This window comes from Mycobacterium sp. SM3041, assembly GCF_039668335.1.
GTDB lineage: Bacteria > Actinomycetota > Actinomycetes > Mycobacteriales > Mycobacteriaceae > Mycobacterium.
Genome location: NZ_JAYXBQ010000047.1, coordinates 138,743 through 150,698 on the forward strand (window position 1 = coordinate 138,743; position 11,956 = coordinate 150,698).

Consider the following 11,956-nt stretch of genomic DNA (forward strand, 5'->3'; position numbering starts at 1 on the left):
AATAACAGTGCGGCACATCGCCATAGTTGTCAATACAAGTTATGGGCAATCTCTGTACTCGTATATATAAGTGTAACGGCGTGTGAACGTGCGGGAAACAATGCCAACGGCGCACTACCCACCACAGGACGGCCGCCGTGACAACATGGGCACCAGCACGCCGCCCCAGCACCGAAGGAGCCGCCATGGGGTACGCCGACGAACTGTTCGACCTCACGGACCGGGTGGTCCTGATCACCGGGGGCAGCCGCGGCCTCGGTAGGGAGATGGCTTTCGCGGCGGCCCACTGCGGCGCCGACGTCATCATCGCCAGCCGGAACCTGGAGTCGTGTCAGGCCACTGCTGCCGAGGTCGTCGCCGAGACGGGCCGGGTCGCGCTGGCCCATCAGGTGCACGTCGGCCGCTGGGACGAGTTGGACGGCCTGGTGGACGCCGCCTATGCCGCGTTCGGCAAGGTCGACGTACTCGTGAACAACGCCGGAATGTCGCCGTTGTACGAGTCGCTGGGCTCGGTGCCCGAGAAGCTGTTCGACGCCGTGGTGAACCTGAACTTCAAGGGGCCGTTCCGATTGTCGGCACTGATCGGCGAGCGGATGGTGGCCGACGGCGGCGGCTCGATCATCAACATCAGTTCGTCGGGCTCACTGCGACCGGACGCCTACATGCTGCCGTATGCCGCCGCCAAGGCCGGATTGAACACGCTCACAGAGGGTTTCGCGAAAGCGTTCGGCCCGACGGTGCGGGTCAACACCCTGATGGCCGGGCCGTTCCTCACCGACATCAGCAAGGCGTGGGGTGCGGATACGTCACGCGCCTTCCGCTCGCTGCCGCTGCAGCGCGCCGGCGATCCTCGCGAAATCGTCGGCGCCGCACTCTTTTTGATGTCCGACGCGTCCAGCTTCACCACGGGCTCGATCCTGCGCGCCGACGGCGGTTTCGCTTAGTTCACAAGTGGCCACTGGCCACGAGCGCAGCGGCCGCGGTGGCGAGTGACTCGTTCACGCGATCGCGTTCGTCGCCCATTCCGACGAGGAAGTCGACGGTCATCGGGGTGAGAATATCCCGCAGCCCGTGGCCTTCCGCGCCGAAGAATCCGGCCATCTCGAGCATCACCGCCCCGTGGCACATGCTCCAGATCCGGCCCGCGACAGCGGCTTCGCCGTCGTCACGGATGCGCCCGGCCTCGGCCATCCGGCGCACCGAATCGCAGAGCGTCTGAAAGGACGCGTCGCGCGACGTGGCATGGCCGGTCACCGTCAGATCGCTGCGGACGCTCGACAACGATGCCGGGACCGTCGTGCCGAACATCAATTGATAGTGCTGCGGATTCTTCAGCGCGAACCGGCGGTAGGCGGCGCCCATCGAGAAGAAGTCCGCCACCGGGTCATCGGTGTGCGGGATGGCCGCCAGCGCCGCACCGAACCGCGCGAAGATCTCGGCCGACAGGGCGTCGACCACACCGGTCATGGAGCCGAAGTGGGTGTACACCACCATGGTCGACGTACCCACCTCGGCGGCGAGCTTGCGCACCGTCAGCGCCTGGAGACCGTCGCGTTCGAGTATCACGATGCCGGCTTCGATCAATTGCCGACGAATTTCTTCGCTCACCCTTGCAGACCTCTCATAACAGTGTTATACCAGTAACCGCGGCCAATAACACTGTTATGGAGGTTCTGGGATGACCAACCGCTACCTGGAAGGCGCCTTCGCGCCACTGCACGACGAGTACACCCTGACCGAGCTGTCCGTGACCGGCACGATCCCGGACTACCTGGACGGCCGCTATCTGCGCAACGGCCCCAACCCGATCGGCGAAATCGACCCCGAGCTCTACCACTGGTTCCTCGGTGACGGCATGGTGCACGGCATCCGCCTCCGCGACGGCAAGGCCGAGTGGTACCGCAATCGCTGGGTGCGTGGGCCGTTGACCACGGCCGCGCTCGGCGAGGGCACGCCGCCCGGGCACGGTAGCCCGTTCGGCATCGGCGCCAACACCAACGTACTGGGCCACGCAGGCAAGACCCTGGCGCTGGTCGAAGGTGGCGGGGCGAGTTACGAGCTGACCGACGAGTTGGACACCGTCGGCGTGTGCGATTTCGACGGCACCCTCAGCGGCGGCTACACCGCACACCCGAAACGTGACCCGGAAACCGGTGAACTGCATGCGGTTTCGTACAGCTTCACCCGCGGCAACACCGTGCAGTACTCGGTGATCGGTGCCGACGGCCGGGCCAAGCGCACCGTCGACATCGAGGTCCACGGCAGCCCGATGATGCACGATTTCTCACTGACCGAGCGCCACGTCATCTTCTACGACCTGCCCGTGAGCTTCGATGCGAAAACCATCGCGGAAATGGCGGTACCGAAGGCACTGCGGCTGCCGGCGCGACTGCTGTTGTCCTCGGTGATCGGCCGGGTCAAGATTCCCGATCCGGTCGTCGCGCGCCAGTCGAGCTTCAGATCGAATGATCGGCGCTTCCCGTACTCGTGGAACCCCAAGTACCCGGCGCGCATCGGCGTGATGCCCCGCGACGGCGGCAACGCCGACGTGCGGTGGTTCGACGTCGAACCGTGCTACGTCTTCCACCCGATGAACGCCTACGACTCCCCCGACGACAACACGATCGTCCTGGACGTGGTGCGCCACCCGAAGATGTTCGACACAGACCGCATCGGCCCCAACGAGGGGCCGCCGACGCTGGACCGGTGGACCATCGACCTCAGCGCCGGCAAGGTGCTCGAGGACCGCGTGGACGACCACCCCCAGGAGTTCCCCCGCGTCGACGAACGCCTGGTCGGCAAGCGTCACCGTTACGGCTACGCGCCGATGATCGCAGAGGGAGTCAGTGGCAGTGACGCGCTGCTCAAACACGACTTCGTCGGCGGCAATACCGCGACCCGTCACTTCGGTGCCGGGAAAGAGCTGGGCGAGTTCGTCTTTCACCCGTCGTCGGCGACCGCCGCCGAAGACGACGGCGTGCTGATGGGCTTTGTCTACGACGCGCCGACCGACCGCAGTGAGCTGGCGATCCTCGACGCCCAGACGCTGCAGGACGTCGCGAGCATCAAACTGCCGCACCGCGTGCCGGCCGGCTTCCACGGCAACTGGGTGCCGACCGTATAGCCGAGACGGCCGGCCCGGCTACGGCGTGATGATGTTGAACGCCGGGTCGGGCCGGTCGATCGCGCCCAGCAGCGTGGGCAGGGCACTGGCGTCACCCGTAACCTCGACACCCGGCGAGCTGGTGTCGCCCGCGGCAAACGCCAAGAGCCGCAACTTGTTCGCCAGCGTGACGGTGGCCTGGGCGGTATCCGGGTCGGCGGCCACCTTGCGGTACACCAGCACGCCGTTGCGCAGGCTCAACCGGTAGTTGGTCGCGACATCCTGGAACGTCACGTCGATGGCCAGGTTCAGGTCCCACGACCGCGGGCCGTTGATGTTGATCGCGAAGGTGTCGAACATCTGCGCCGGGGTCAGCTGCGCGAGCAGCGTCGGCGACGAGCTCTGCGTCGGGGTACCGAAGTTCCCGACCCGCAGCTCGGTGGCACCGGACAGGAAGAAGTTGCGCCACACGGCGTTCTCGGCACCGTAGGCCATCTGCTCCAGCGTGTCCGCATACAGCGCCCGGGCCGCGGGGTGATGCTCGTCGGTGAAGATCGCGTGGTCCAACAGGGTTACCGCCCAACGGAAGTCGCCCTCGTCGAACGCGGCCTGCGCCAGCTCGACGACCCGGTCGATACCGCCCATCGCCGCGACGTAGCGCGGCGCCGCGGCGGCCGGCGGGTGCTGCCAGAGGCGGCCCGGATTGCCGTCGAACCAGCCCATGTAGCGCTGGTAGACGGCCTTGACGTTGTGGCTGACCGAGCCGTAGTACCCGTGCGTGTGCCAGGCCTTCTCCAGAGCCGGTGGCATCTGGAAGGTTTCGGCGATCTCGATGCCGGTGTAGCCCTGGTTGAGCTGGCGCAGCGTCTGGTCGTGCAGGTAGGCGTACAGATCCCGTTGCAGCGACAGGTATTCGACGATGTTGTCCTGCCCCCACGTCGGCCAGTGGTGCGACGCGAAGACCACGTCGGCGCGGCCGGAGAAGGTGTCGATGGCCTCGGTCAGGTAGCCCGCCCAGCCGTGCGGGTCACGGACCAGCGCGCCGCGCAACGTCAGCAGGTTGTGCAGGTTGTGGGTGGCGTTCTCGGCCATGCACAGCGCGCGGAATTGCGGGAAATAGAAGTGCATCTCGGCGGGCGCCTCGGTGCCGGGCGCCATCTGGAACTCGATCTCGACGCCGTCGATGGTGTGGGTCTCGCCCGTCACCTTGATGTCGAGCGTCGGCACGATCAGTGCCACCTCACCCGTCGACCCGACCTGTCCCAGGCCGCAGCCGACCTGCCCCTGCGGACCGCGGTCGAGCGCCGCGCCGTACATGTAGCCCGCCCGCCGCGCCATTGCCGTTCCGGCATAGACGTTTTCCTGTACCGCGTGCTCGGTGAAACCCTCCGGCGCGATGACCACGACGTGGCCGGCGTCGACCTCGGCCTGCGACGTCACGCCCAGCACGCCGCCGAAGTGGTCGGCGTGGCTGTGCGTGTAGATGACGGCCCGGACCGCACGGTCACCGCGGTGCGCGCGGTACAGCGCCAGCGCCGCCGCCGCGGTCTCGGTGGAGATCAGCGGGTCGATGACGATGATGCCGGTGTCACTCTCGATGAAGCTGATGTTCGACAGGTCCAGGCCGCGCACCTGATAGATGCCCGGCACCACCTCGTAGAGGCCCTGCTTGGCGCACAACTGCGACTGCCGCCACAGGCTCGGGTGCACGGTGTCCGGCGCGTCGCCGTTCAGGAAGTTGTAGGAGTCGTTGTCCCACACCACTCTTCCGTCGGCCGCGGTGACGACGCACGGTTCCATCGCGGCGATGAAGCCGCGGTCGGCGTCCTCGAAGTCCCGGGTGTCCGCGAACGGCAGCGTCGCGGTGTGGGCGCGGTTGGCGGCGGCAATGGCATCGGTGGGCGGCTTCTGCTCCATGCCGACCAACCTAGCGTCAATTTCCCGCGGGTCAGAGCTTATGAAGCACTACGTCCGACAACGTGCCATCGCCGACCGAGGCCGTCATGTAGGTGCAGTGCGGCTGGCGTCGGCGGTCGGTCGGCGAGCCGGGGTTGAGCAGCCGCAGTCCGGTTGTCGCGGTGCTGTCCCACGGAATGTGGCTGTGCCCGAACACCAGTACGTCGGTGTCGGGGTACAGCCGTGCCATGCGCGCGTCGCGGCCGGCCGACGCGCCGGTCTCGTGCGTGACAGTGAACCGGACGCCCTCGAGCGTCACGTCGGCCCGCTCGGGCAGACGGGCCCGCAGGTCGAGGCCGTCGTTGTTGCCCCAGCAGCCGACCAGCCGTGTCGCTCGCAGCTCGAGTTCGTCGAGCAGTGCGACGTCCACCCAGTCGCCGGCGTGCAACACCACGTCGGCGCGGGCCACCTCGTCCCAGACTCGCGCCGGCATGTCGCGGGCGCGCTTGGGCACGTGGGTGTCGGAGATAAGTAGTAGACGCATCCCGCTGCGGCTCAACTGATCTCGCCGCCGAAATACCGGCGTGGATTATCGACCAGCATGGTGGTGAGCTGTTGGTCGGTGACGCCGCGTTCGCGCAGTGCGGGCAGTACGTCGTCGCTGATGTGCGTCAAGTTCCAGTTGGGCACCGCGGCCAGTTTCCCCTCGTGCGAGAACCAGTCGATGAAACACGAACTGTCATGCGCCAGCACCATCTTCTCGGCGTATCCGCGTCTGGCGAGTTCCGCCACGGTGTCGACGCGCTGCTCGAACGGCAGCAGGATGTCGAGCCCGAAGCGGTCCATGCCGAGATACGAACCGGCATCGGCGAGCGCGCACAGGTAATCGAGATCGGTGCTGTCGCCCGAGTGCCCGATCACCACCTTCGTGAGGTCGACGCCCTCCTCCCCCAGCACTTTCTGCGCGACGAGCCCGGAGCGGCTGTGCACGTCGGTGTGCACGGTGATCGGCGCGCCGGTCTGCACGTGGGCCTGGCCGACGGCGCGCATCACCCGCTCGACGCCCGGCGTCAGTCCCTGATGCTCGATGGCGCATTTCAGGAAGGCCGCGCGCACGCCGGTACCGCCGATGCCCTCCCGGATATCCCTGACGAACAGCTCGACCATCGGCTCGGGGGTGTCGAACAGCAGGCCGGGACCGGTGTGCAGGAACTGGAACGGCACGTCGTTGTAGGTGTAGATGCCGGTCGCGACGACGATGTTGATGTCGACCTGCTCGTTGACCCGCTGAATCCGGGGCAGGTACCGGCCCAATCCGATCACCGTCGGGTCGACGATGGTGTCGATGCCACGCGATTTGCATTGGCGCAGTTGGTCTATCGCGTCGGCGACGCGGGCGTCCTCGTCCCATCGCGACGGATAGTCCGGGAAGTTCTGCCGGATCTCGTCGCTCAGGATGAACACGTGCTCATGCATGAGCGTGGCCCCGAGGCGGTCGACGGGCACCGGGCCCCTGACGGTCTGCACGTGCGTCATCACGGCCAGTCTGTGTCATGAGCGGTCGAGCATCAAGACCCTATATCAACTGAGTTGACAAGTACCGCGTGTTGCCAGTTAGCTGAGGTAACGTCCCACCCATCTGCGAACTGCAAAGGAGTGCCCCATGGATTGGAACTTCCTCGGCACCGACTGGCACCTGTTCGGCAAGCTGGCCGACGTCGCCCTGCTGACGCTGCTGTTCGCCGCGACGGTGATGTTCTTCTACATCCAGCGCCTGCGGAAACAACCGCAGTTGCCGATCGCCGAAAACGTCCGGGCCAAGCAGACGGTGCTCACGAAGGTCCGCAAGCGCCAGCCGATGACCGCTGAAGAGCTCGAATATGCCACCCAGGTGATCGACAATCAGCGGACGTTGATGACATTCGCAATTCCCCTGACGATCTTTTCGCTGGGGTGTTTCTACGTGCTCGGCAGTCTCGAGCAACTCCACGGCGCAACCCCTTCGGAGCGCACCTTTCTCGGGGTCATCGCCATGATCTCGTCCATCAATGTGACCACCCAGATCTTCCGCGTGATCAAGCTGAAAAAGCGGCTCGGAAACGTCACCTTGGTGGATTCTGGGAATTAGCTGGACGCTCTCACCTCGTCTTTCTATTCCACGGAATATGTGGAAAGCCGTGCGTGTCCAATCACTGATAGTGTTTACGCCGATTCATCTCAAGTTAGTTGATATACAACTCGCCGACGTCGAAAGGTGATCGAGTGAGCCAACGCTCTACCGCCCGACGATTCCTCGCACGAGCCTGGATGCCGTTGATCGCCCTCATCGCGATCGGCGTCGGCGTGCTGTGCATGGTCAAGGTCCACGAATTCTCCGAGCCTGGACCGGTGCTGGCCGTCAACCCGCCGCAGGCGCCCCCGGAGTTCACCCCCAAGACGCTCACCTACGAGGTGTTCGGCACCCTCGGGTCCGGCGGCCTGCTTTCGTACGTCGACATCAGCGGACACCCCCACAAGGTCGATCTCACCGAACTGCCGTGGTCGCACACCGAGACCACGACCCTCACCGTCGTCTCCGGCAGCATCTCGGTCCAGGTGCACGGCGGCACCGTCGGCTGCCGGATGAAGGTGAATGACGTTGTCCGCGACGAACAGTCCGACGAGCACGGCAACGCCGACGTCGCCTGCCGGGTGAAGTCCGCGTGACCGACACCGACACCGCCCCGATCGCCCGCCCGGCGCACAGCGCGGCCAAGCGCCCCTTCGTCCCCAGAATGGTTCGCCTGCTGGCGATTCCGATCATCGTCTTCTGGGCCCTGCTCGCGGTGGTCACCAATACCTTCGTGCCGAAGATCGAAGATGTCGCCGAGGAACTCGCCGGCCCGATGGTGCCGACCTACGCGCCGTCCCAGGTGGCCATGCTGGCCATCGGCAAGGAATTCCACGAGTCCACCTCCACCAGCCTGACGATGCTGGTGCTGGAAGCCGATCGCGGCCTGACCGAGCAGGACCGCGACTACTACGCGGGCCTGGTCCGCACGCTCAACGCCGACACCACGCACGTGCAGTACGTCATGGACACGTGGGGCAAGCCGATCACCGCCGCCGGCGCACAGAGCCTCGACGGCAAATCCGCCTACGTCCTGCTCCGCCTCGCCGGCGACATCGGGCAGATGGAGGCCAACAACTCGGTCGACGCCGTCAGGAAGATCGTCAAGGACTCCAATCCGCCTGCCGGACTGAAGGTTTACGTCAGTGGCGCGGCGCCGCTGGCGGCCGACACCGTCGAGATCGCCAACTCCAGCCTGAACAACATCACCATCGCGACGATGTTCCTGATCATCTTCATGCTGTTGCTGGTCTACCGCTCCGTCGTCACGATGCTGGTGCCGTTCTTCGGCGTGATCCTGCTGATGTTGTCGGTCAAGGGCGTCATCTCGGCGATCGGGCACTACGGCTTCATCCCGCTGTCGTCGTTCGCCACCAACATGGTCATCTCGCTGACCCTCGGCGCGGGTACCGACTACGGCATCTTCCTCATCGGCCGATATCACGAGGCCCGCCTGGCCGGACAAAGTCGTGAGGACGCGTATTACACCGCCTACAAGGGTGTTTCGCATGTCATCGTCGGCTCGGGTCTGACCATCGCCGGCGCCTGCGCGTGTCTGACGTTCGCTCGGCTGAACTATTTCCACACCATGGGCCCCGCCGTCGCGGTGAGCATGCTGATCACCATCGCCGGCGCCCTGACCATCGGACCCGCCCTGCTCAGCGTCGGCAGCCTCTTCGGGCTCTTCGACCCGAAACAGGAAGTCAAGGCGAAGCTGTACCGGCGCATCGGCACCGCCGTGGTGCGCTGGCCCAAGCCGATCCTCGTCGCCAGTGTCGCGGTCGTCTCGGTCGGCGCGGTGTTTGTGCCCACCTACCGCGTCAGCTACGACGACCGTACCTACCAGCCGCCAGATGCCCCGGCCAACCAGGGATTTCAGGCCGCCGACCGGCACTTCCCCAAGAGCAAGCTGTTCAGCGAGATGCTGATGGTCCAAGCCGACCACGACATGCGCAACTCGGCCGACTTCATCTCACTGGACCGGGTGGCCAAGGCCCTGATCCGTCTGCCCGGTGTGGCGATGGTGCAGAGCATCACCCGCCCCATGGGACGGGCGCTCGAACATGCCTCCATCCCTTACCTTTTCACCACGCAGGGCAGCGGCAACGGCCAGCAGCTGCCGTTCACCCAGCACAACAACGAGAACACCGCGAAGCAGGCCAAGATCACCGCGCACAGCATCGAGGTGCTGAAGAAGACGGCCGACCTGACCCAGACCCTCGCCGACGAGCTGCACAACACCGTGCTGACCCTCGAGGACATGGAGCAGGTCACCAACGACATGCGCGACGCGGTCGCCAACCTCGACGATTTCATGCGCCCGCTCCGCGCGTATTTCTATTGGGAACCACACTGTTTCGACATCCCGGTGTGCTGGTCGTTCCGGTCGCTGTTCGACGTGATCGACAAGGTCGACAACCTGGCGGCCGACATCGGCAAGGCCGTCGGATCCTTCGAAGTGATCGACAGGCTCATGCCGCAGATGGTGTCGCTGCTGCGGCAGACGGTAGCCGACAACCAGGCGTTGCTCGCGATCATCGTGAACAACTACGGCCCCACCGACATTCAGAACCGGAACACCGACCAGACCTTCGACGACATGATCAACGTCGGCAACGACTTCGACGCGTCGCGCAGTGACGACTTCTTCTACATCCCGCGCGAAGCGTTCGACAACGACGACATCAAAATCGGTATGTCACTGATGATGTCGCCCGACGGGCATGCCGCGCGCTTCATCGTCACCCACGAGGGCAACGCGATGGGACCCGAGGGCATCGAGCACGTCGAACAGTTCCCCGACGCGATCAAGATCGCGCTGAAGGAGACGTCGCTGGCCGGGTCGAAGATCTACATCGGCGGATCCGGGTCCAACAACAAGGACATCCAGCTGTACGCCAAGAACGACCTGATGATCGCGGCCATCGCCGCCTTCGTCCTGATCTTCCTGATCATGATGATCATCACGCGATCCCTGGTGGCGGCCGTGGTGATTCCCGGCACGGTGGCGTTCTCCTACGCCGGCGCGTTCGGCTTGTCGGTGCTGATCTGGCAGCACCTGATCGGGCTGCCCCTGCACTGGCTGATCCTGCCGCTGACCTTCATCGTGCTGGTGGCCGTCGGCTCGGACTACAACCTGCTGCTGGTCGCCCGGCTGAAGGAGGAAATCCACGCCGGCCTGAACACCGGCCTCATCCGCGCGCTCGGCAGCACCGGCGGCGTCGTGACGTCCGCGGGCCTGGTGTTCGCGTTCACCATGCTGGCCATGCTCTCCAGTGATCTGCGGACCATCGGCCAGATGGGGTCGACGGTTTGCATCGGCCTGCTGCTCGACACCCTGGTGGTGCGGTCGTTCATCGTGCCGTGTCTCGTGCGACTGCTGGGCCCCTGGTTCTGGTGGCCGACGTTCGTCCGGCAGCGGCCGCTACGTCCGTACACGCCGGCCACCTTGACCCCGGCTAACACTGTGTAGTTGTCAAGGTACGCAACGCTTTAGGTGTTATGCAGCGCTGTCGAGGCGCATGGTGCGGCGGTTGTAGGCGGGGATGGGTTTTCGGTGCGGGTCGACGGCCGCGGGTGGGATGAGCCAGGGGTGCTTGTCCAGGCCCATGACCACATCCCAGCCGTCGTGGTGGACGTTGGCGTGACAGGCCGGGCACAGCAGACACCCGTTGCTCAGTGATGTCTCACCATGGTGGGTCCAGTGGATGATGTGGTGGGCGTGGGTGCGTCCGGGTGGGGCGCCGCATTTGATGCAGCACTCATCCCGCAGATACAGCGCTTTGCGCAGGTGCGGCGGGAACAAACGTTTCTCCCGGCCCATGTCCAGGGGTACGTGTTCGCCGTCGACGATGATCGTGGTGACGGTGGTGTCGCAGCAGATTCGTTCCAGGGTCATGGTGCTGATCGATCCGATGAATTCCAGCGTGGCCAGGTCTGGCGTGTCGGCGGGCACGGTGACCAGTAGCTGGGTGCGCGGCGCGGAAGCGGTGTCGCCGCCGCGGGCGGCGATGTCCAGCACCGCTTCCAGCGCATCAGCCCGCCGCCTGCCCGCCGTGCGGATGTCGGGGCTGCCGTCGGGTTCGGGCCGCGGTGCCGAGTGTTCCTCGATCGCTGCGACCAGCTTGGCGCCCACCTCCACGTCCAAGTCCGCGCGCACCTGCACCCGACCATCGGAGGTGACGCGGTGCTCGACGGTGTTGACCGACCGATCCTCCGCGGCCGGCAACCCACCTTCAGCGGCCGCATGCCGGTTCCCCAAACGGCGGGCGCGTTTGTCGATGTCGGCGGGGGTGGCGCCGGAGAAGAACTGCCCCAACAGATCGGTCACCTGCGCGAAGCGGGCTTCCTCGCTAACCTCACCGGGTGCGCGGGCGCGGATGTGGTTGATGCCTTTGACGATCGCATCCACATGCTCCCCAGAGATCGCGCCATCAGAGGCATGGGCCGCCAGGGTAGGCAATGAAGGCATGGCTCCACCCACCCGAATCAGCCGCTCAGCTACCGACGGCGCACACCCCAACGCCATCAACAACTCCCGCGGCGTCCGCCCCTGCGCGGCCGCCACCCCGCGGCGATCCAGCACCCCGGTCAGCATCGCCGCCAGATGATCGACCACGCCACGCAGTGTCAGTAGCGTCCGCAGCACACCAAGTGCGGCATCCCCGGTGATGTCTTCGGAAATGACCACGCCGCGCAGGTGGTCGAGGAGAGCTTTGAGATCCGGTGCGATTCCCATAACACATCGTATCGAACATATGTTCGAAAGGCAACGGATCTATCGCTCCGAACTTTCCGGCAGGCCAGAGGGCGAGCCGCGAAGTGGCGGCTAGGTCACTGCGCGCTAG

General features: G+C 65.4%; 10 protein-coding genes. 5 read left to right on the forward strand and 5 right to left on the reverse strand.

Annotation, left to right across the window (positions count from 1 at the left end; genetic code table 11):
* The first annotated feature begins 185 nt into the window (after nucleotides 1–185).
* The gene (locus VXD91_RS16085) at nucleotides 186–944 is read left to right on the forward strand and encodes an SDR family oxidoreductase (RefSeq protein ID WP_318983943.1); all 759 of its coding nucleotides are present in this window, start codon (nucleotides 186–188) and stop codon (nucleotides 942–944) included.
* Nucleotide 945: 1 nt separating this feature from the next.
* On the opposite strand, the gene VXD91_RS16090 is transcribed toward VXD91_RS16085, so the two are convergent.
* Nucleotides 946–1,608: a WHG domain-containing protein gene (locus VXD91_RS16090; protein WP_318983944.1), complete on the reverse strand. Its 663-nt coding sequence runs from the start codon at nucleotides 1,606–1,608 to the stop codon at nucleotides 946–948.
* 70 nt (nucleotides 1,609–1,678) lie between these two features.
* Between VXD91_RS16090 and VXD91_RS16095 the strand changes: the two genes are divergently transcribed.
* Nucleotides 1,679–3,124, forward strand: coding sequence for a carotenoid oxygenase family protein (locus tag VXD91_RS16095; protein WP_346415893.1), 1,446 nt, complete (start codon nucleotides 1,679–1,681; stop codon nucleotides 3,122–3,124).
* A gap of 18 nt (nucleotides 3,125–3,142) precedes the next feature.
* On the opposite strand, the gene VXD91_RS16100 is transcribed toward VXD91_RS16095, so the two are convergent.
* From VXD91_RS16100 to VXD91_RS16110, 3 genes are read right to left on the reverse strand one after another with little or no spacing between them, the layout of a single operon-like run.
* Nucleotides 3,143–5,020, reverse strand: coding sequence for an alkyl sulfatase dimerization domain-containing protein (locus tag VXD91_RS16100; protein ID WP_318983946.1), 1,878 nt, complete (start codon nucleotides 5,018–5,020; stop codon nucleotides 3,143–3,145).
* A 31-nt stretch (nucleotides 5,021–5,051) separates the two neighbouring features.
* Nucleotides 5,052–5,543 (reverse strand): metallophosphoesterase, encoded by a 492-nt coding sequence (locus tag VXD91_RS16105; protein WP_346415894.1) that lies wholly within the window; start codon nucleotides 5,541–5,543, stop codon nucleotides 5,052–5,054.
* An 11-nt stretch (nucleotides 5,544–5,554) separates the two neighbouring features.
* Nucleotides 5,555–6,535 (reverse strand): phosphotriesterase-related protein, encoded by a 981-nt coding sequence (locus VXD91_RS16110; RefSeq protein WP_346415895.1) that lies wholly within the window; start codon nucleotides 6,533–6,535, stop codon nucleotides 5,555–5,557.
* 127 nt (nucleotides 6,536–6,662) lie between these two features.
* Between VXD91_RS16110 and VXD91_RS16115 the strand changes: the two genes are divergently transcribed.
* The 3 genes from VXD91_RS16115 to VXD91_RS16125 all read left to right on the forward strand — a co-directional run bounded on the left by VXD91_RS16115 (nucleotide 6,663) and on the right by VXD91_RS16125 (nucleotide 10,581).
* Nucleotides 6,663–7,127: a hypothetical protein gene (locus tag VXD91_RS16115; protein ID WP_029119091.1), complete on the forward strand. Its 465-nt coding sequence runs from the start codon at nucleotides 6,663–6,665 to the stop codon at nucleotides 7,125–7,127.
* Nucleotides 7,128–7,306: 179 nt separating this feature from the next.
* Nucleotides 7,307–7,705 (forward strand): MmpS family transport accessory protein, encoded by a 399-nt coding sequence (locus VXD91_RS16120; RefSeq protein ID WP_029119092.1) that lies wholly within the window; start codon nucleotides 7,307–7,309, stop codon nucleotides 7,703–7,705.
* 68 nt (nucleotides 7,706–7,773) lie between these two features.
* Nucleotides 7,774–10,581 (forward strand): RND family transporter, encoded by a 2,808-nt coding sequence (locus tag VXD91_RS16125; protein ID WP_346415900.1) that lies wholly within the window; start codon nucleotides 7,774–7,776, stop codon nucleotides 10,579–10,581.
* Between the two features lie 27 nt (nucleotides 10,582–10,608).
* On the opposite strand, the gene VXD91_RS16130 is transcribed toward VXD91_RS16125, so the two are convergent.
* Nucleotides 10,609–11,847, reverse strand: a complete 1,239-nt coding sequence (locus tag VXD91_RS16130; protein WP_346415896.1) for a DUF222 domain-containing protein — start codon at nucleotides 11,845–11,847, stop codon at nucleotides 10,609–10,611.
* Nucleotides 11,848–11,956 lie beyond the last annotated feature (109 nt).

What these genes read in the sequence shown, in the direction of transcription:
- VXD91_RS16105 (WP_346415894.1), bottom strand. Translation starts at nt 5,543, where the DNA reads ATGCGTCTACTACTTATCTCCGACACCCACGTGCCCAAGCGCGCCCGC.
- VXD91_RS16085 (WP_318983943.1), top strand. Translation starts at nt 186, where the DNA reads ATGGGGTACGCCGACGAACTGTTCGACCTCACGGACCGGGTGGTCCTG.
- VXD91_RS16100 (WP_318983946.1), bottom strand. Translation starts at nt 5,020, where the DNA reads ATGGAGCAGAAGCCGCCCACCGATGCCATTGCCGCCGCCAACCGCGCC.
- VXD91_RS16125 (WP_346415900.1), top strand. Translation starts at nt 7,774, where the DNA reads ATGGTTCGCCTGCTGGCGATTCCGATCATCGTCTTCTGGGCCCTGCTC.
- VXD91_RS16120 (WP_029119092.1), top strand. Translation starts at nt 7,307, where the DNA reads ATGCCGTTGATCGCCCTCATCGCGATCGGCGTCGGCGTGCTGTGCATG.
- VXD91_RS16095 (WP_346415893.1), top strand. Translation starts at nt 1,679, where the DNA reads ATGACCAACCGCTACCTGGAAGGCGCCTTCGCGCCACTGCACGACGAG.
- VXD91_RS16110 (WP_346415895.1), bottom strand. Translation starts at nt 6,535, where the DNA reads ATGACGCACGTGCAGACCGTCAGGGGCCCGGTGCCCGTCGACCGCCTC.
- VXD91_RS16115 (WP_029119091.1), top strand. Translation starts at nt 6,663, where the DNA reads ATGGATTGGAACTTCCTCGGCACCGACTGGCACCTGTTCGGCAAGCTG.
- VXD91_RS16130 (WP_346415896.1), bottom strand. Translation starts at nt 11,847, where the DNA reads ATGGGAATCGCACCGGATCTCAAAGCTCTCCTCGACCACCTGCGCGGC.